A 20,069-nucleotide genomic window follows, 5' to 3' on the forward strand; every position below is an offset into this window, starting at 1 on the left:
GCCGCAGCGAATTATCTGCCCGGAAATGCACCTCCCGATGGTCCGGGAAAGCCTGGCCCTGGTGGTCTTGATGATGGCACACCTGGACGTGTTGAACCAGGAAACCCCGGTCGCGGATTCATCGATGGAGGCCTCGCAGACGGAGGCTGCACACGCATGCTAGGACTGGTTGGTGATATCGATGGCCCAGAAAACGAAGGGGGGCGAATTTCTGATTGGAATCCGCTGGGGATGCTCGGCTGCCGCACCCGGGGCAAACTGTGTTCTGGCATCGCCCAACGCTGCGGAACGACGGTCGGTCGATACTCAGGATGATGAGGAATGATCGACGTTCCGGGCTGAGGAGTATGCGTGAGGGCGAACACGAACCCAACCGTCAGGCACACAACAACCAACCCCGCGATTGCCCCAGTGGTGACATTCCGCCGGAATCGCTTCCGCGTCATCTCGTCGAGATCGTTATCCAACTGTTCCCAAGGATCGAGTTCCTTGGGATTGGCTTGGACTTTATGCCCCAATGCGGCTTCTACCTTTTCACAGGCCTCGGTCAACGTTGCCAGCGTTCGCGAGACAACGCGATCGGTGCGTTGTAGAACTTCCATTGATGCGGCCGTGAGTTCGACAAACTCTCCCTTATCCGGCAATTTGGGAACCAGAAAATCGCTTACCTTCACCACGCCATCTCGGTGCTCGAACGGATATTTCACCTCACCAAAGGTGTGTTGAATCTCCTTCAAGGCACGGTGCACCTTTTCTCCGAGACGCGTCACACTAAGTTTCAATTGAAACGAAAGACGATCGACATCGAATCGCCCCAGAATGGCGTCCAGCACCAATGTATCGGTCGACAATTCATCGAGCAGTGGCTGCACACCGGCCAATGGCTTGCATAAAGCCATCACTCGACCGACCCGTCTGCGCTGGTTTGAGATCACCGACTGTTTGTCCGATCGCCACAACTGCGTCGTATGCAGAATTCGCAGCGCCAACGTCATTCGGCGACGCACCGTGGGATAGAGCGTCGAAAGCATCTCTTTAGCCCGATTGTGTTGCCGCTGTGCCCGTTCGTAGTGGAACGAGACGTCCGCGTTCTCGATGAATTTCAAGTCGATCAGCTTCTGAAAAATCTTCACGTGCTGGAACTCGCCGCGCGTCTCTAAAAACTCCTCATTGGCCTTATTCAGCTTATCCTTCTGCTCAATGCAATTCTGCCGAGCGATCGACAGGCTCTCGGCCGTCTGCTTGTAATTGTCGACCGGCATGTCCGCGTCGGCATCTGGGAAGATAGGCTTGACGATGATTGATTCGGCCTGCATGTATCGTCGCAACGCCTTCTGGGCCTTTTCTTCCGCCGTGTACTCCGCGTTGAGTACTTCCGTCGAGACCAGGCTGGAAGGATCGAAATCAGACTCGAGCACTTCCTTATAGTGCTGGATGGTCATCTCTTTGCAGCGACGATTGAAGTCTCGCAGCAACCGACCAGCAGGCTCCTGCGAAATCGACATGGTCGGCAGGTCTAATTTCTGAAGGGCATTGATGCGAGCCGGAAGCGATGGATGCGTATCGAACCAACGCGTCGCATTTGATGAAATCAACTTCAGTGAGATTTCCTGCTGCCTCGCATTCCAACGCCCAACGCGCGAAAGAATGAACCGCGGCAAGTCGTCGGGCAGGCGTTTCTCTTGCCACGAATTGGTCAAATCATCGTTCGTCGCACTGGCCGCCATACCCAGCAGATGGACTCTCTGGAGCGACCGACATGCGGTTTCGCTGCCGACAAGCCGAGCCATGTATTGATCGCAATCGAATTCATCCTTTCGCGAAATCAAACAACTCGAAGCCTCGGCCGTGACGAAGAACACCCACAAGATCCATCGCCCCAACGACAAGGCTTTCTTAATAGGCAACAAGAGGAAGCGTAGCGACTGGCCTTCCTGCGTATTGATGGCCAGCCAGATATCAAATCGATCTGGCTCGTACATCGCTCGATAGAACAGACCGTTGACGATTCCAATAATCGTCCGCAACTTGATGTTCTTCTCGAGCGCAAAGTGCCCCATCTCGTGCGCCATGATGCCCGCCAGTGAGGCAATGTCACAGGAAGCGATCAGCGGCAGACCCAGAATCAGAATCCTCTTCTCTGGAAACAGCCCACCCAGCGGCCCTGAATTATAGACCGCCGCTTCGGCCCCGACCGTGAAGTGTACTTCATCGATCATCCGCGTATCGACACTGTTGCAAATTCGCTGCACAAACTCGAACAACAGCGGCTCGTCCTTCTTGGTCACAACGACTGGTTCTTCGCGTGAAGGACTGATTCGCAAGAAGGGTTTGATCACCAACGCCAGAAGCACAAGTAAAAAAAGTGGTGGCAGCGAATAGAGCAGCACCACCCACACACTGACGCCAGATCCGAGTAGTCGCAAGTGGCTCAGGAAGTAGTCAAACGCGAACCAGCCTACCACCAGGATGATCGCAAAATAGATCAGCGTCAGCAGAATCAAACACCCCGCCGAAAACCATACTGATACGCGATACAGGGGCGACCACTTAACTGGCGGTAGCTCACGCTCAAGTGAATCGAGTAACTTATTGACGTTCAAAGAATCGGATTCGGAAGAAGCAACGGTCGCCATCGCCTGGAACTCCAACGCATGAATGGGGCTGATAGCGATTCTGCCCAGTTCCAGCCTCCGTTTCAAGAACGTGAAAAGCGAATCTCAAATTTTCATGCATGCCGATGCAAGGGCGTCGTTGACTTCGCGAATGCTCCCAGGCCGATAATCAGAAAGTGGTATCAAGCCTTTGTCGGTCGCAACCTTGGACATCGCAGTACCTCAAGCCCTGGCAAAGGCATTTCGCAGGAGCGCCAGACTTTGTGGAATGGCAGTCTGGTAGTCTTCCATGCCCTCGAATTCGAGAGAGATATAGCCGCGATAGTTATGCTTTCGCAAAATGTCGCCGATGCGGTCGTAGTCGAGATCGAGCGTATACCACTGCCCTCCCCCGTAGTACGTCTTTGCCTGAACAAAGATCGTTTGGGGGGCGATCTTTTCGAGACGATCGTACGGATCGTCGAGGAAGTTCCCGGTGTCGGTACATATCTGCAGCCAGGGGGAATCGATCGCGTTAACGATCCTCAGAATCCCCTCAGGCGTCAGCCCTAAACCCCAGTGATTCTCCAAAGCCAACACAACACCGCACTTCTCGGCCGTAGGCAGGCACTTCTCCAAAGCTTCGATCACCCATGGAAACGCATCTTCGTCCGTGTAACCTTCCAGCGGCGATTCGATTCCGCGATTGGCCATCAGATCGTCAAAACTGGCCGACGTTCCCCAGGTTCCTGTATTCACCCGCATCACGGGAATACCAAATTGGTAGGCAATTTCGATTTGCCCAATCGTGCGGTCGATATTCTCTTTTCGCTTCTCCCGGTCAGGCGTTACGAAACCTTGATGGGTTGAAAGTCCAACCAGCGGCAGACCGAGTCGCAAAGCGTGTCGTTTGTACGACATCATCTTCGAGTGGCTTAGCATTTCATTCTGCTGCAGTTGATAAAGCAGCAGTTCGACCCCATCAAAACCGTACTCGTCCGCGATGTCGATGCACTTGTGAAAGTCGCGCAGTTCTTCATTGCGAAACCGCCACAGTGAGTAAGTTGAAAGAACGATCGGCGAAGTCTTACGCGCGCCGCTCTCCTCACCCGACTTCGCTTCTTGTGCCTGTAAGGCCTGGCTCAGGGGAATCATTGACGCGGCGGCGGCAAGCCCGAGAAAGTTTCTTCGTGACGAGAACGTTTTGGCGTTGAGAGCATTCATCTTGGTAGTCATTCTGAAAGTGCCATTGAGTCGATTCCAACCGCTCGCATGCGATTGCGGCCTCCGGGACTTGCTCGTCACGTCCTTCTTGGCTCAGCCGTTACGCTGGCAGCGAGCACCCCCTAATCGGCAAAAAGAAAAATGCGATTGGGTCCAGGGCACGCCAGACGTTTCATCCCAGGGCCGACGAAAAAGATCCATGTAGCCAGCATAGAAGCCTGGGAGCGTGCTCGCAATCCGCCAAACGTACAAACTTACGCAGAGTTTTTCTTGCCTTTTTTCTTTCCTTGATTTCTCGGCAACTCAGGCACGTTCGTCTTTGGTAGGTGCTGCAGGAACGATTGCTTGACTTCGTCGTACTGCGAATCACCCGCCAGATTCTTCCACTCGTAGGGGTCCGCTTTGTGATCGTAGAGTTCCTCGCTTCCATCTGCATAGCGAATGTATCGGTACTGCTCGCTTCGGAAGCTGTGGTTATCGCGGTGGAAGGTCGTCAGCGCTGGCTGCTCCCAGGTACTACCGGAATCCGTTAGAAGTGGCTTGATACTTGTCCCCTCGACATGCCCTGGTACTTTGATCGATGCCAGGTCGCAGAGCGTGGGATAGATCGTCATGAAATCGACCGGGCGATCGCAGACAGCACCTTGCTTGGTTACGCCTGGAGCCACCCAAATCAGAGGTGCCCGACAGGCCTCTTCCCACAGCGCGAACTTTCGCCAATGTTCTTTTTCACCAAGATGCCAGCCATGATCACCCCACAGAACGACGATCGTATTGTCCTTGTACTGCGAGCTTTCTAAGCCGTCGATCAGTCGTCCGACCTGAATGTCGGTGAAGTGAATCGTTGCCAGGTAGGCCTGAACGGCTTCGTTCCAACGCCCTGACCGAAGCATCTGCGCATGGTCCCCATCCGGCTTGGCCATTTTGACTCCAGCACTTGGAACATCAGCCAGGTCATTCTTCTGATGGGGTGGCAACGCGATCGAATCGAGCGGGAACTCCTCGAAATAGCTCAGCGGTACACTCCAAGGCATGTGCGGTTTGACGAGCCCCACCGCCAGGAAAAATGGCTTGTCGTGCTTTTGGCCAAGTTTTTCCAGGGCATAGTCGACAACCAGATGGTCCGGCATGTCGCTGTCGGGATTGGAGAGGGGACCGAACTTGATACCACCAACTCCATCGTTCTTCGCCGAAGCGTCCAACGTTAGCTTGGGGCTCTTCTTTTGGAAGTACTCCGTCCACTCCCCATCTCGGTGCTGGCTTCCATGGTAGATCTTGCCCGCTCCGAAAACGTTGTAGCCTGATTTCAGGAACTGAGTCGTGAGCGTCTTACTTTTGGGAATCACGGGATTCCAATCTTGTCCGTTGTCGTAGCAACCCGTGGTGCTGGGACGCAGGCCAGACATGAGTGCTGCCCGTGACGGATTGCACGCAGGAGCCGCGCAATTTGCGTTGGTAAACGTCACGCCCATTGCCGCAAGTCGATCGATATTGGGCGTTTTGGTTTGTGGATTTCGCCCCAGATGCCCTACCCAATGATTCAAGTCGTCGACAGCGATGAACAGCACGTTCGGCTGCCGTGGGGCTTCTTCGGCCGCCTTCAACGAAGAAGCGATCGTCACCAATAAGATGCCAATAAGACCAATCCAACAGGAACGCATGACGGGAGCCGATTCAGAAAAGAGGGAGTAGACCAAGTGCAATCCAACATCACCATAGATGCGGCCGCACACGTGGTTATTGTCGATTAGACTACGAAATTCCGGAAAAAGCGGATCATTAACCTCACAGCACAAGTTTTCAAGCGTAGTGAACGATTCTCAGCGGCACTGTAAAGTCTCTTAACTTAAGTTTTACCTTGCTATTGGGGATAGCCCATCCCCTATAATTGGGTCCATGGCTGTTTCATGGACTTAAGAAGAGGACCCACACCAATGGCAGAAGAAGCAAACAGCGAAATTCCGGAAGACTCAGGAACGCCCTTGATTCAGAAGTATGGCGTGCTGAGTGTGCTGGTCGTCTTGCTGATGATTGGCGTGGGAAGGATCGTACTGCAGAGTGGTTTCCTCGAGCCTGAACTCGGCGAAGTCATTCTCGAACAGAAAGGCCCCGTTTGGGCTTTGGCTGCGGATTCCCAATCTCGCTCTTTGGCCGCTGGTGGTAAAGACAAAGCCATTCGTATCTGGGACACACAGCAAAGCAAACTGACCGATACCTTATACGGCCACACCAACGACGTGACGGTTTTGGCATTCGATTCCAGCGGGCAGCGGCTGGTTAGCGGAAGTCTCGACAAGACGGCCGTCGTTTGGGATGTTGCCACCGCGCGTGATCTCTTCAGACTTGTCGGTCACGAAGAGCGAATCGAAGGAGTGTCTTTCGATCCGACCGGCAATACGCTCGCCACGGCCAGTTGGGATAAAACCGTCCGACTCTGGGATGCCAAGACTGGCGAGCATTTGAAAACATTGGAAGGCGCGACGAAAGGTCTTAATAGCGTTGCATTTAGCCCTGATGGCCAGCTGATTGCCGCAGGGGGCTGGGATTATCGGGTCCATGTCTGGTCGGTCGAGTCAGGCCAACTGCTGACGAGCATACTTGAGCACGGCGGCGGCGTGATGGACCTGGCGTTCAGCCCCGATGGAAGCTTGCTCGCGTCGGCCGCATGGGACAGCACGGTCATCACCTGGGACATGCAATCGATGAAGCTGGCCAACGTCTATGGCGGTTTGAATGGCTGGATTGTTTCCGTCGCGTTTAGCCCGGACGGCCAGCGAATCGCCGCTTCGGCTGAAGGAGGCCAACTCATTGTGTGGGATCAGCCATCCCGGAAGATCGTCCAGCAATGCCCAGGACATAGTGGCCGAGTGACCAACGTCGATTTCCTAGGGGACGGTAACCACATTACGAGCAGTGGCGAGGACGGCACAATCCGCATGTGGGAGTTTTGATCCCAACCGGCTCAACAAGATGCCCGGCCGTAACTGTTGTCTAATAGGAAGTTTACTTCTACCACCCACCGCGATACATACGTTTCAGACGGGCAGCCGAAGCGGAGCCGCTAACTCGGCGTTTTTCGTCCCCGTTGACCACGTAAACAAACTGGGGAATCGAACTGATCCCGTACTGCTGAGCCAATGTCGGATTGGAGTCGACGTCAACTTTTCGGATCGGATAGCCAGCGTTACGTAGTTCCTGATACGTAGGATCTGCGTGACGACACGCCGGACACCAACTCGCCGAGAAGAAGAGGATCTTACCTGGCAGATCGCGTGGTTTGACATCTTCGGCCGGCGAGAACCCGCCAGATGAATAGGTAGCCAGAGTCAGCACAACTGGTGCGGCAAAGCTTATCATTGCCACGATAACGACGATTGCCTTCTGCATGATTCTCCCCCCTGCGACATGGCCCTTTCACGGATTGCGTTGCCACTTCTTTCTCAAGTAAAGCTCATCGCTTGGCCCATTCAGGCGGGTTTCCTGAGATTCGCGATGCGCTGGCCATCGCTGATTGGGGGAATCGAAATGATCGTCAGAACCGTACCTTGGGACATGCGGTTTAAAGTAGGAGCATTCACGGCTTCAATTCCCAGTCATCAGCCGGAAATTACCCTTCAAGCACGGGTTACTATCTGGCAAACCGAGAAGCTTTCGAAAGATTATTTCCCCATATTTTCCCGAGCAAAACGTACTGATTTCGTTTTTTCTTCTCCGAAACGTCCCTGCCCGTTGACACCCAAGTCGTTTCTGGTACTATTTGTCTCTTCCCAGTTGGGCAATATGGCTCGCAGGGACAAAAGCAAAACGCTTTTGATGGTGTGAAAGCACCAAAATGATCTTTGACAATTTGGTAGTGACCTCTGTTTGAGAACAATGGTGGTTGGGTTTCTTTGAGATTGCTTGCAGTCTCGAAGGGACGATCATTATTTGAACTCAAGCTAGTTCAATTTTTTTGAAATCTAGTAGCTAGTTCAAACATTTTCGATTGCTAACTTGCTCACACGCTAACTCGGCTTCGGTCGTTTTAGTTAAGCAAATATTTAATTGAAGGGTTTGATCCTGGCTCAGAATGAACGTTGGCGGCATGGATTAGGCATGCAAGTCGAGCGAGAACCAAGAAAGCTTGCTTTCGAGGGGACAGCGGCGAAAGGGAGAGTAACAGGTAGATACCTACCTCCAGGCTGGGAATAGCGTCGGGAAACTGGCGGTAATGCCCAATAACATCTACGGATCAAAGCTCCGGCGCCTGGAGATGGGTCTGCTTACTATTAGCTAGTTGGTAAGGTAATGGCTTACCAAGGCGACGATGGTTAGCGGGCGTGAGAGCGTGGCCCGTCTCACTGGGACTGAGACACTGCCCAGACACCTACGGGTGGCTGCAGTCGAGAATCTTCGGCAATGGACGCAAGTCTGACCGAGCGATGCCGCGTGCGGGATGAAGGCCTTCGGGTTGTAAACCGCTGTCAGAGGGAAGGAAATTTTGACCAAACCTCAGAGGAAGGTCGGGCTAAGTTCGTGCCAGCAGCCGCGGTAAGACGAACCGACCGAACGTTATTCGGAATTACTGGGCTTAAAGGGTGCGTAGGCGGCCATGCAAGTCAGATGTGAAATCCCACGGCTCAACCGTGGAACTGCGTTTGAAACTGCATGGCTTGAGGGAGATAGGGGTGAGCGGAACTGATGGTGGAGCGGTGAAATGCGTTGATATCATCAGGAACACCGGTGGCGAAGGCGGCTCACTGGGTCTCTTCTGACGCTGAGGCACGAAAGCTAGGGGAGCGAACGGGATTAGATACCCCGGTAGTCCTAGCTGTAAACGATGAGCACTGGATCGAGGGACCTCCCACAGTTTCTCGGTCGTAGCGAAAGTGTTAAGTGCTCCGCCTGGGGAGTATGGTCGCAAGGCTGAAACTCAAAAGAATTGACGGGGGCTCACACAAGCGGTGGAGGATGTGGCTTAATTCGAGGCTACGCGAAGAACCTTATCCTAGTCTTGACATGCTTAAGAATCTCCCTGAAAGGGGAGAGTGCTCTTCGGAGAGCTTTTGCACAGGTGCTGCATGGCTGTCGTCAGCTCGTGTCGTGAGATGTCGGGTTAAGTCCCTTAACGAGCGAAACCCTTATCTCTAGTTGCCAGCGAGTCATGTCGGGGACTCTAGAGAGACCGCCGGTGTTAAACCGGAGGAAGGTGGGGATGACGTCAAGTCCTCATGGCCTTTATGACTAGGGCTGCACACGTCCTACAATGCAACATACAAAGGGAAGCAAAATCGCGAGATCTAGCAAATCCCAAAAAGTGTTGCTCAGTTCGGATTGCAGGCTGCAACTCGCCTGCATGAAGCCGGAATCGCTAGTAATCGCGGGTCAGCATACCGCGGTGAATATGTTCCTGAGCCTTGTACACACCGCCCGTCAAGCCACGAAAGTGGGGTGCACGCGAAGTCGCTAAGCTAACCTTCGGGAGGCAGGCGCCGAACGTGAACTCCGCGATTGGGACTAAGTCGTAACAAGGTAGCCGTAGGGGAACCTGCGGCTGGATCACCTCCTTTCTAAGGAAAACTTTTGGTTCAAGTGGTTTTCACGAACCCAACACGAACCTCAAGTGGGACGACCACCATCCCTCAAGCAAGTCACTACCTTATTTATATTGAAGAACCTCTTCGAGCTCATCGCTCGAAGAGGTTTTTTCGTGCGCGGATATCTATGCACTAAGCACAGTTGCCAGACTTGAACAATCGAGGTTTAACAGCTCAGGGGCAGGCCAATGTTCGCTATTCCATGCCCACTATCCCTCCCACCAACGGCGGTGATCGTGATGGAATTAACATCGAACGCAGGAACCGCTTAGCAGTCGCCCCGAAGATTCAATTTGAATCTTCGGAATCGAACTCGGTGGAGAGCGTGAGATCAAGTTCCGCTATTTCTTCACTGGGTGCAGAGTAAGACATTGCTTCAGATTGCATCGCCGCGTCAACCAGCCGGGCATCCCAAGACGGATTAATTGGCAAGTCGACGGCTGCCGCTATCGGCAACTCGTCTTGCGATTGCGTGCCGATCCAATCATCGAACACAAACTCATTCGACTGGTACAGCGTCGTTCCCAGGTAGATCGATGGCTCAGGCTCACCTTCTAACGGGAAGCCCGATGGAGATGAAGAGGTTTGTGCGGTCGGTCCGTTTTCCAATTCGGTCGACTGCCGGGCCGCCTGCGTCATGGGTGGAAACTTTTGATTCCCGTATCGGGAGATAAATAGGGCAAAGTCCGCAAGGCCTACCCTGCCATCACGATTGTAGTCGAAGCGATACGCCTGCGGATTGCTTTCATCCGCGATTTTGCCGTAGTAGCGGATGAATTGGGCAAAGTCCGCGATACCGATTCGATCGTCCTCGTTGGCATCATATTGCATTGCTGTGAGTTGCAGGTCCTCTTGCTCGTCGTCAAACAAGACCGGCTGTTGCGTTGTATTGTTATGGACGCTAATCAAAGTGGCACCTTGCCGCGGGACTGGCTGAGGATATGCCCCTACCGTATCGGCAGGCAGATTCGCAGCGTTGTCTGGATCTAACGGGAACTCCAGGGTCCCCACCAGAACGCGATCACCAGCTTGAAAGGCAGAAAGGTCGATGTCGGAAATCGTAACGCTGGCGGTCCGCGTACCACCGTCGCTTTGATGGATAACTGTCGCCTCGGAGCCGAGATGCGAAGTGACTTCTGGGCCCAGGAACCAAAGCGTATCCCATGATAGATCTACGGTCAGATCAAATAACTGCTCGGCTGTGTTGGGCCCAACTGTTAACCAGATTTGCCCCACCAATAAATCCCACTCACCGAATGTCGGAGTGGAATTGGAAGGAGTATTCTCGACCGTGCCTGCGACATCATCAGGATCGGCGGCATAGCGAAATTCGGCATTAAGTTCGCCGGAAATCAGAGGCAGGGAATAGAGTTCCCTGCCTCTGGTTTCGTCAAACATGTTGGTGAAGACATGACTGCCTGCAATGACGTACTCGTAGTCGAAATAGGAAGAGGGAGAGTTCTGAATCGATTCAGCAAACGTGAGCAGTCGACCATCGGCACTGGGTTCCACAACCATAATATCAAACCCTCGGCTGATACTCCTGACGCCGTCGAGATACATCCGACCATCATGAACCAGGAAAGGACTGGCTTCATTTTCATACGAGCCTGATATCCATGAACGGTCCTCCAACTCGAAAGCAAGTTGAACTTGTCCTAGGCCACCGTTAGCCGCCGGATCAAAACTCCACAATTGAAACGTTGATGAATTGTCTTTTGCTCGAAAGTAAAGCTGGTCATTGAAGACGGTCAATCGCGAAGGGAAAGAGTAGGACGAAGTCGCGTTGAAATCCGAGACCTGGCGTATCAAGTCTTCAGAAGGGTCGTACTCGAAGAGTTCGCCTTTGGAGGTCCCATTCAGGGCTTGAAAGTAAACCTTCCCGTTAAAGCCTGTGAAGTTTTTGGGAGAAGAGATACCTTCAGGTAGTTCGACCCGTTTCGGGTGCTCCGTGCCGTTATTTACGGATGTGTCATAGATATAGATTGCCTCGGATCCGGTAAGTGCGTTCTCGATAGCGAAATAGATCTGCTCGCCAATCGCGGTGGTGTGGTGCGGCTGTCCTTTGATTCTCTCGATCAGGAAATCGGGGACTTCGGTCATCCCGCCAACCTCGGCAGGCAACCTCACGTCGTAGTAATCTAAATAGAGTTCATGACTACCGAACCAAAGGTAGTATCGCCGATTGCCCACGGTGACGACATCGGTATGGGGACCAACGCGGTCGAGTCGAGTCAAGACGCCACTTTCGGGTTCATACTGCCAAAGAAAATCGAGCCCTTGCTCTGCGGCGTCGAAGTAGAGAACTCCATCGATCACAGCAAGATTTTGCGGACTGGAGCCTTGGATACCGGTATAGATATCCGCAATCATTTCTGGATTCGCCAGGCGGCCGTCCTCTTGTATCGTAGCTTTCCAAACTTCGTATCCATGAACTCCATCACTGGCGGTGAAGAAAAGCGTATCACCGATTACAGTCAACTCGTGCGGGTTCGAGCTCTCATTCAAATCGATTGACCTTCGGACCTCAGTTAATTCGTTTGGCTCTCCCTCATCAAATCGCCATAGAGTGTCGTACCGCAGATCGTCTACTTTGCCCGGAAATAGAATCGTGGTACCCACTTCGAAAACTTCCGTTTTCTCGGTGTACCAGTTTCCAGTCCCCATATCGATGTCCGTAATAAAGGTTACGGCATCGGCAGGTTGCTGGCTCGGATCGTACTTGAGAATTGCTTCCCCGGGAAAGGTGTAATTGACACCGCCAGCAGAGTAGTGGTTGGAAAGACTCGTGAATAGATAAAGGTAATCGGCTCCAGCCGATAGATTGATGATCGAAGGAAATTGCCCTGGCAAAATGTCATAGCCAAGATTCTGAGGATCTTCACTACTTTTCGGATCGAATTCCCAGAACGAAACGAGCCCGCGCTGCGAGGAAGTCCAGTATAACTTTCCTTTCAATGCGACCAGATCAAAGATATCCGAGTTAGAAAGGTAGAAACGTTCAACGCCCGTCGGCGTCGGCTCAGCCTCCAGATCGACTTCCCAGAGTGATCGATTATCTTGGACGGTGAAATAAATCTTGCCGCTGGCAGCGACCATTTCTGGTGAATCATTCGTTCCGACAGATGTTTCGAACACGAAACGAGTTGCTTCCACTCCCTCAACGGCCGGATCATATTCCCAAATTTGTAATTTGCCGTTAAATCCAATCGTACTGAGATAGATCCGATCGTTGATTAAGAGCATCTCGTGGGCCGCTTCACCGTTACCCATCTGGAAATCGGCAACCTTGGTGGTTCCTTCGCCAGGCGTATATCGCCATAAATCAAGATTTCCATCGGCATCGTCATCACGATAATAGAGACTTCCATCGTGAAAGATCATATCGTCGTTAGTAATGCGATCCGAGTTGATCGAGGAATGAAACGTGGCGATCTTGGTGACGACCGAAGTGGCAAGATCGATGGAAAACAGGTAATAGTTAAAAGCGTCGTACCCACGCACATAGAGTTTTCCATCATATCCATCAATCTGACGGACGAAATCTAAATCACGGGTATCCCCTGTCAATTCGAGCGGTCGGACTTCGCCGGTGCCCTCATTGGCCGCGGGATCGTAACTCCAGAGGATCGCATCGTCTCCACGTCGCTCGAACGCCAAACCAGAGAAGTAAATAACGCCATCGACTTCCGCGCCCAGATCAAAAGTTGCTGGGAGTACCTGCTCATTTAGATCGATCTGAAGTTCCGGTGTTATCGAATTCACATTCACCGAAAGCACTCGGCGGTCTTCAAGATATTCCGCCGAGCGAACGTGACTGGAGCAATGCCCCAGACGCGAAGCTTTCTTTTTTAGAGGGCTATTCGATTTCAGAAAGCGGCTGAGGAGGCTGGCTGGCATCGGGCACTCCGTCCCAAGTCATGGTGCAAATCGGTGGTGGTTCGGCTCAGACGGTTATACGGATTAACACCATCTTCAACTGGGGTTTCTCATACCCATCTGGGTGGATTCCCGGTGAGCTAGTCTAAGCAGAATTTCCAGTAATGGAAAGTGAAGTACTAGGGGTTCCGCCGAGATTCACACAGAAAAAAAGAACTCGCATCGAATTGCGACGGGAGCCGAGGTGATCGGCGGATCCTTGTGCGATGTAGATCGCCAATTGGGTTTCTTTCAGCAATTCAGGAGACTATTCCGGCTGCGAGAACTCCACCGCAGCCCGCACCTGTGGAATCGCATAACGCGTCGTCTTCGCCAGGAAGTCCTGATCGAGAACCAGTTCAACTCCGTGGAACGATTCGTTATCCATCTTGCCGCGGTAGCGTACGTGGAACGTGATCTTCTGCGATTCGCCTGGCTTGACGTGGCCGTGGGTGTGGTTCGGCGAAATGCTCCAACGTGAGTCGCGGCTGGATGGGGTCAGGGTGAAGTCGATCGGATTTTTGGTTGGATTCTCGATCGTCGTGGTGATCGTTCCCTCGTGAAGATCATCTCCTGCTGGTGTCAGTGTCGTCTTGACCTCCGGCTTCTGTTCGGCCAGCTTGATGGCTTGTTGTTGCAGTTCGGCCGTGATCTCGCGGACGTCCATTGCTTCCCCAACGGGAAACGCGGCCATGGCGACCTGTTGGGGACGCACGGTGACCAGATGGTATTGATGCAGGTAGCCAGCCTCAGGCACCTTGGCTGATTGCCCGCCACCGACCGTTGCCAAGGTGACGTACTCGATGCCGTCTTGTGGGTCATAGCGCATGTAGTGGATATGGCCTGCGAAGACAGCCGTCACGTTGCCTGCTTCTTTAAGAAGAGGGTGAACGCGTTCTTTCCAATCATTTCCATAATTACCACCGAGCCAACGCGGGTGATGAAGGAAAATGAATTGATGATCATCCTTCTTACCACGCTCGAGCGATTCCTTGAGGAACGCAAACTGATCGTCACTGATCTTCTGGGCACTCGCCTTCTGGAAATTCTTTTCGCCTGTCTCCGGATCTCCTTCATCGGAGTAGATGACGATGAAATTGCACTTCTTGTGCTGAAACGAGTACCACAGCGGTCCGAAATGCATTTCGTAATGCTCATCGTGCTGCGTCTTGGGCATTTTCGGATCGTCCAACGGACGCCAATAGACGTCGTGATTGCCTGCGACCGGAAACCATGGGCAAAGTAGTTCTTTCATGATCGTTTTGAACTCGCGCATCTGCCCGAGCCACTCTTCGGTTCCGTTGTAACCGTTGATCAAGTCACCCACGGTCATCACCAGGTCTGGCTCAATTAGGTTGACGTCGCGTACGGCATCGGCCAGAACGTTGACCCCTTCCTTAGGGCCGCCGGTTCGATCGCCAAATACCGCAAACACGAACGCGTCTTGTTCGCTGGGAAGCGGCAACATGACCTGGCTGGAACGCGTGGTGAAGAACCGCTTTTCCGTCGGTTGCTCCGTTGCGTGGTGATCGTTGTGATGGTGCATATGGCGATCGTGCACCAGGTTGGGCGTATCGGTCATCGGCTTCTCCTGAGCGACAGCGGTGCCCAGAAGAATAAACGCAATCCAAAGGAAGCTTGGTGCCACAAGCATGCTTTTCATCGTGCTATTTGCCTTTCGCACTATGGAGATCTTGAGGAAACAATGTAGATCGAAGCTACCCAAGGATCATGCATGGGTAGGGGCATTGTCGCGGAACACCATCTCGACGCGATTTTTCACATGGATAACGGTTTTCCACGCAGGTAGAACTCATGGGGCTGTCCCCCTCTTGGATTCCGGGTACTGAGTTCGATGAAAACGAAAAGGTAGGCCGAATCGCTCTCTCAGCAGAAAGATTCTTTAGCCTACTATGCTATCCCGACTCAGCATCAACTCTCAAGCAACATGTTTGAAAGTGAGATAAAATAACGCAAATCCAGGATTCAACTCATGAGCTTGCCATAAATCCATTTTTTCAGGTAGCCATCGAGGAGGCCAAATAGGGCTTACAAGAGGGGGGGATTTCAATCGGTTCCTCGCTCGTGGTCGGCGGAAAGCTACGCAGCCAGAGACATAATCGGCGTGTTCAGCAAGGAAGTGTCATCCTGCACGCCGAGATGCATTGCCTGGAAGAAGCAGGCCGACTGACGCCCAGGCAATACCTCAACTCGGTTCTCTACACAACGCTATCTCCCTGCGACATGTGCAGCGGTACGGCACTTCTTTACAAGATTCCGAAGATCGTGATTGGCGAGAACCAAACCTTCCAAGGCCCTGAGTCCTATCTGAGGACACGCGGGATCGAGTTAGTGGTTCTGGACGATGTTGAATGCAAAGCCTTAATGGATGAGCTCATCGCTGCTCATCCTCAGTTGTGGAACGAGGACATCGGCGAAGTTTAACGCCGCGTAAACAATATGCTGTCCGCTGAATTTCTTAGCAGCACCGCAACTGGGGTGGATTTTCGCGATCCATTACTGCAGGGGGTGACCGGCAAATTCTCCATTTTTCTCGATGATGTCACGTGCGCCTTTCAGCCCTTAACCTACCGTTTTGGAGAATCTTATCTGACTAGCAATCACTTGCACCAAGCTTTGCCGCAATATCGCATGCCAATTGGCACAACGTGTGCCAGAGAAATTGAGCTTAATCCTATCATGCGTTTCCCCTACCCCACTTTTAGGGAAACAGGCTCCGCAAAATCTACTGCGAATATCTTCCTTCTTCTATACCTACTTACAGGATTACGTTTGGTATGAATCGAAAGCTCGAGTCCCCGAAGGGATTCACCCTGGTCGAACTCTTGGTGGTAATCGCCATTATTGGCGTACTCATCGCGTTACTTTTGCCTGCGGTTCAACAGGCCCGCGAAGCAGCGAGAAGATCACAATGTGTAAATCATCTTAAGCAGCTTGGCTTGGCCATGCACAACTATGAAAGCACGTTTGGAATTTTCCCTTACGGTCATCAAACCGAAGTTGGTGGAAACACGCATCGTCGTGACTGTTGGTACCAGCGTATCCTCCCGTTCCTGGAACAACGCGCGCTTTCCGAAGCCTATGAAGCGGACCCCGGCGAGTACGTAATGCACGTAGACAGCGACATCAAGAAAGCTGAAGTCTACACGCTGACGTGTCCATCGGACCCCAGTTCTCCGGGGCACGGCGGTTCAGGCGACTCGATTAGCTTCCAAGGTAACTATGCCATGTCTGCTGGCCCAGGCACATACACGTTTGACAATTCGACGACGCCGCCCACGATCAACGTCACCGACCGAAACCTGACCGGAACCGATCCCGGCGGCATGTTCTACCGTGAGTCGCACAATACGTTCCGTGATTGCACCGACGGTTCCTCCAATACGCTCATGGCCATCGAAGGCATCATTCGCAAAAGCGGAGTTTCCTCGTGGGGCGAAACGGGCGGCTACTGGGGAGGTGCTCCGCATGGCTCGTTTGGGATTTCAGTCGCAGAGACTCCGAATACCAGTGTGGCAGACCGGCTCTATTCCTGCTCGGTAACATCCGTGCCAGGCGCACCCAGCGATGCTCCATGCGAGAACGGCAATGCCGATGGACTTGCTGGCCGCTGGAACTTTGCTCGCAGCTACCATCCCGGCGGTGTCAATGCCGTAATGGTCGACGGCTCGGTTCACTTCTTTACCGATACGATCAACCGCCAGACTTGGCTGAGGCTGGGTATCCGCGGCGATGGTCAAGTGGTTGGCGACTATTAGTCCGCGGTCTTAGGAATTCGCATTGAAATAGACTGCCCATGTCGCTGGAGGCCGCATGGGCCAAACTGTGATACAGATTCCTACCCAAGTATTGCCCCCACGAGGGATGTCAGCATGAGAACCTCTGTTGCGCTAGTTTTTTGCCTGATTCTTGGATCGCTTGGATGTAGCTCAAGCACATCTGCCCCTGACATGCATGTCGTCCACGGCACCGTAACTTTCGATGGCAAGCCTATTGAAAAGGGACGCATTCTGTTCCGTCAAACCGAAGGGGACGGCCGAGCCTATTCGACTGAAATTGTCGAAGGCGCATATGAGTTGGAAGTCAAAGAAGGGCCATCCGAGGTAACGATCACCGCCTCGCGATTGATTCCCGGCAAATTCGACAACTCGAACGGGACGCCTGAGCAAATTGGCGAAATGTATATCCCGGCAAAATACAACCGAAAGACGGAGTTGAACGCGCTAGTAACACCTGGCGGAGAAAACCAATTCGCGTTTGATCTTATGTCGAAGTAACTTCTCCGTCTTCATCACCTACGAGAAACGATAAATCTCCCGCTCCATGTCGATATCCAGCTTCAAGCGCCGCCAGAATACGGTCATCTATTGGATTATTCCATGGCAATGGCCAGGCAATATCAAGTGGTTCTCCACAATCAGCAATCCAGTGGAGTTCGCCTTCGATTGAGGTTGACTCAAGTTCCGCTTCCAACTCTGAAACCAAAGACTCCGTTACTAAGTAATAGTTCCACTGGTCAAGTTGGCTTCCGATGACGACCGTCTTCGGTTCCTCGTCCACAAAGGGTGAGGTGGACACTGACGTCTCTTGCCGTTGCGTGAGTTTCTGGGAGCCAAAGTGCTGAATCAGTAAACGGAAGTCCGCCAGATTAACCTTGTCGTCGTGATTGAAATCATAGCGGTAGGCGTCCTCGCCATATGCGGAAAGACCCTTTTTTCCGAAGTGGGTCAGGAAAGCGACAAGATCGCGATGATTTACCTTGCCGTCGTCATTGGTGTCGTAAATGACCGCGTAAAACTTTGCCGGAACGTAGGGGGAAACCGAGACTGCTACTTCGGCCGACTCACCTATACTCGCACTTTCCAGCCGAATCACCAGCTCTCCGATCGGATCGGGATGATAGCCTCTTTCAGGAATTGGTATGCCCACGGGATCGTTAGCATTGGGCGTGAACAGCACTTTCGCGATCAGCACTCGCTCTCCTACGCTATATTGCGAAAGATCAAGCCCCTTCAACTTCGCCGTCGAAACGCGAATACCGTCTTCCTTCGTGGTTTTGATTTCAAAGGATTCGCCGAGTGCTTGAGTGATGGCCGGATCGTTCAACCACTTATGGTTGCCCTTGATGATCCACGTCAGATCAACCGGGCCCTCTTGCATCTCCTTGCCAACCGTCACCCAAAGTCCTCCGGTAACGTTTTCCCATTCGGTAAAGGAGTTATTTGTGCCAGCTACGGTTTCATTCATAACACCGTTGTTGATCGATCCAAGCTCAGGCAGCGGTTCGCGCGATAGTTTGAAGTCAACGATCGCCTTACCTAACTTCCATCTGGGCGAGAAATGGTCCAATCCATAAGCAAGAACGATATCCGGAATTCGGATGGCATCGCGCAAATCAAGAGGAGGTAGAATGATCGGGGTCAACTTGATAGGCTCAGACACTGGGGGGCGGAGATGCTCAGGAAGTCCTGAAGTAAGCTCAATCGCTCCGGTCTCAAAACGGTACGCCCAAAATTCCGTTTCTCCGTTTGGGTTGATCAACTCGATATAGAGCGAGTGATTGTCTTTTGGCATTGGGGCGAACAGCCAGTTCGTGTTGCCCGGCCTATAATTCTGCCATTCAAATATCTTCTCACTTTCGCCCGTTGGATGGTCGCCGGACAGATGCTGAATCCACAACTGGACGTTATCCGGTCTGATAGCCAGCTCGAATCGGCCGTGTTTAGTATCTGTCGTGTGCGCCACGAAGTGATTCAGGAAGCCAGCTGGAACCTGATCCTTGGTGCTAACCAAGTCGGTGGTACCATCGAACGCGAAGTCCAATCCCGCGTTATCCATGACGACACGGACTTCCAAGACTTCAACGGTTTGATGCAAAGACCGCCTTGGCCGCTTTATTGGGGAACGGGCAAACTCAAGGAGCCTTCTCAGAAAAAACACCAGGCACACCTATTTTATGACCGACTACATTCGTGTCGCATTCAGGTTTGGTCTTAACAAGACTACCCACAAACACCATTCCATGACAGTAACCCGCCACCCCTCCATAGATGTAATTCCACCTAGTCTATTCTCGGGCGCGAGCAAATGGAACACATGGAATGGCTTTTTTGCAGAAACGACAAGTCAGCCATGAATCGACTGTAAATCAACGAGTAGCATCTCTTTTGATGATGCTTCCTCGATCCGCTGGACAAGCTGCCGGGCCTTCACCAGATAGCGTTTCGCGGCAGCGGCGTCTCCTGAGATGACCGATGCCCTGGCCAAGGCTTCATACGCGTAAGCTTCATAGAAAGGGGGCGTGCCCTTGGCGTACTTCAAACAGAGTTCGCCGCAGCGCAGAGCCATATCTCCTTCGCTCAACAGTGAGAAGACGCGAGAAAGTTGCCAGTATCCGACCGAACGGGATTGATTGTTGACGTCTTCCCGTTGATTCCAATGCCACAGGGACGCGGCAGCTCGGCACAGCATCGAAACGTCTTCTTCAGCAGTTCGATCGGTCTTATCGATAAGGTCCCAGGCAGTATTGAACGCATCCGCAGAAAACTGACGATGTGCCAGCGCATGGTCGAACTGGGACTGATCAGGCATGACAAGCTTCCCATGGGGAGAAACAGTGACGCTTTCGTGTGTCGGTTGTTCTATTCCCAGCTGCGATCGACTGCAAGCGAAATCCTTGAACGCTCGCTTTTCCGAATCTATCTGGCAAGAAACGATGCATGCCCACGCGAGCGTG

Annotated in this window: 13 protein-coding genes and 1 rRNA gene; 6 read left to right on the forward strand and 8 right to left on the reverse strand. The window is 52.7% G+C overall.

Annotated elements, in window-relative coordinates; translation table 11 throughout:
• Positions 1-11 precede the first annotated feature (11 nt).
• The 3 genes from Pan97_RS20125 to Pan97_RS20135 form a co-directional block, all read right to left on the reverse strand.
• Complete coding sequence (locus Pan97_RS20125; protein ID WP_144975742.1) at positions 12-2,636, reverse strand: M48 family metallopeptidase; 2,625 nt, start codon at positions 2,634-2,636, stop codon at positions 12-14.
• A gap of 201 nt (positions 2,637-2,837) precedes the next feature.
• On the reverse strand, positions 2,838-3,818 hold the full coding sequence (locus tag Pan97_RS20130) for a sugar phosphate isomerase/epimerase family protein (RefSeq protein ID WP_144975744.1): 981 nt from the start codon (positions 3,816-3,818) through the stop codon (positions 2,838-2,840).
• A gap of 254 nt (positions 3,819-4,072) precedes the next feature.
• Positions 4,073-5,479, reverse strand: coding sequence for a sulfatase (locus tag Pan97_RS20135; RefSeq protein ID WP_144975746.1), 1,407 nt, complete (start codon positions 5,477-5,479; stop codon positions 4,073-4,075).
• Between the two features lie 273 nt (positions 5,480-5,752).
• Here Pan97_RS20135 and Pan97_RS20140 point away from each other — a divergent pair, with 273 nt between their 5' ends.
• Positions 5,753-6,769, forward strand: a complete 1,017-nt coding sequence (locus Pan97_RS20140) for a WD40 repeat domain-containing protein (protein ID WP_165698868.1) — start codon at positions 5,753-5,755, stop codon at positions 6,767-6,769.
• 58 nt (positions 6,770-6,827) lie between these two features.
• Here Pan97_RS20140 and Pan97_RS20145 read toward each other — a convergent pair whose 3' ends face one another.
• Complete coding sequence (locus Pan97_RS20145) at positions 6,828-7,205, reverse strand: thioredoxin family protein (protein WP_144975750.1); 378 nt, start codon at positions 7,203-7,205, stop codon at positions 6,828-6,830.
• Between the two features lie 39 nt (positions 7,206-7,244).
• Here Pan97_RS20145 and Pan97_RS20150 point away from each other — a divergent pair, with 39 nt between their 5' ends.
• Both Pan97_RS20150 and Pan97_RS20155 read left to right on the forward strand, forming a co-directional pair.
• Positions 7,245-7,640 carry a hypothetical protein gene (locus Pan97_RS20150; RefSeq protein WP_144975752.1) on the forward strand — a complete coding sequence of 132 codons (396 nt, stop codon included), beginning with the start codon at positions 7,245-7,247 and terminating at the stop codon, positions 7,638-7,640.
• A gap of 219 nt (positions 7,641-7,859) precedes the next feature.
• Positions 7,860-9,367: ribosomal RNA gene (locus Pan97_RS20155) — 16S ribosomal RNA — on the forward strand.
• A gap of 315 nt (positions 9,368-9,682) precedes the next feature.
• Here Pan97_RS20155 and Pan97_RS20160 read toward each other — a convergent pair.
• Both Pan97_RS20160 and Pan97_RS20165 read right to left on the reverse strand, forming a co-directional pair.
• Positions 9,683-13,294 carry a hypothetical protein gene (locus Pan97_RS20160; RefSeq protein WP_144975754.1) on the reverse strand — a complete coding sequence of 1,204 codons (3,612 nt, stop codon included), beginning with the start codon at positions 13,292-13,294 and terminating at the stop codon, positions 9,683-9,685.
• A 286-nt stretch (positions 13,295-13,580) separates the two neighbouring features.
• A complete protein-coding gene (locus Pan97_RS20165; RefSeq protein WP_144975756.1) occupies positions 13,581-14,975 on the reverse strand; it encodes a metallophosphoesterase family protein in 1,395 nt (464 codons plus the stop codon).
• Positions 14,976-15,382: 407 nt separating this feature from the next.
• On the opposite strand from Pan97_RS20165, the gene Pan97_RS20170 reads away from it, so the two are divergent.
• The 3 genes from Pan97_RS20170 to Pan97_RS20180 all read left to right on the forward strand — a co-directional run bounded on the left by Pan97_RS20170 (position 15,383) and on the right by Pan97_RS20180 (position 17,610).
• A complete protein-coding gene (locus Pan97_RS20170; RefSeq protein ID WP_261342378.1) occupies positions 15,383-15,757 on the forward strand; it encodes a nucleoside deaminase in 375 nt (124 codons plus the stop codon).
• A 353-nt stretch (positions 15,758-16,110) separates the two neighbouring features.
• A complete protein-coding gene (locus Pan97_RS20175) occupies positions 16,111-17,091 on the forward strand; it encodes a DUF1559 domain-containing protein (protein WP_144975758.1) in 981 nt (326 codons plus the stop codon).
• A 114-nt stretch (positions 17,092-17,205) separates the two neighbouring features.
• Positions 17,206-17,610, forward strand: coding sequence for a hypothetical protein (locus Pan97_RS20180; RefSeq protein ID WP_196782165.1), 405 nt, complete (start codon positions 17,206-17,208; stop codon positions 17,608-17,610).
• Here the strand turns inward: Pan97_RS20180 and Pan97_RS20185 are convergent.
• Both Pan97_RS20185 and Pan97_RS20190 read right to left on the reverse strand, forming a co-directional pair.
• Positions 17,597-19,210, reverse strand: a complete 1,614-nt coding sequence (locus Pan97_RS20185; RefSeq protein ID WP_144975759.1) for a dockerin type I domain-containing protein — start codon at positions 19,208-19,210, stop codon at positions 17,597-17,599. The genes Pan97_RS20180 and Pan97_RS20185 overlap by 14 nt on opposite strands.
• Before the next feature lie 249 nt (positions 19,211-19,459).
• Positions 19,460-19,924, reverse strand: coding sequence for a hypothetical protein (locus tag Pan97_RS20190; protein WP_144975761.1), 465 nt, complete (start codon positions 19,922-19,924; stop codon positions 19,460-19,462).
• Between the last annotated feature and the right edge of the window lie 145 nt (positions 19,925-20,069).

It is taken from the genome of Bremerella volcania (assembly GCF_007748115.1).
Lineage (GTDB): Bacteria > Planctomycetota > Planctomycetia > Pirellulales > Pirellulaceae > Bremerella > Bremerella volcania.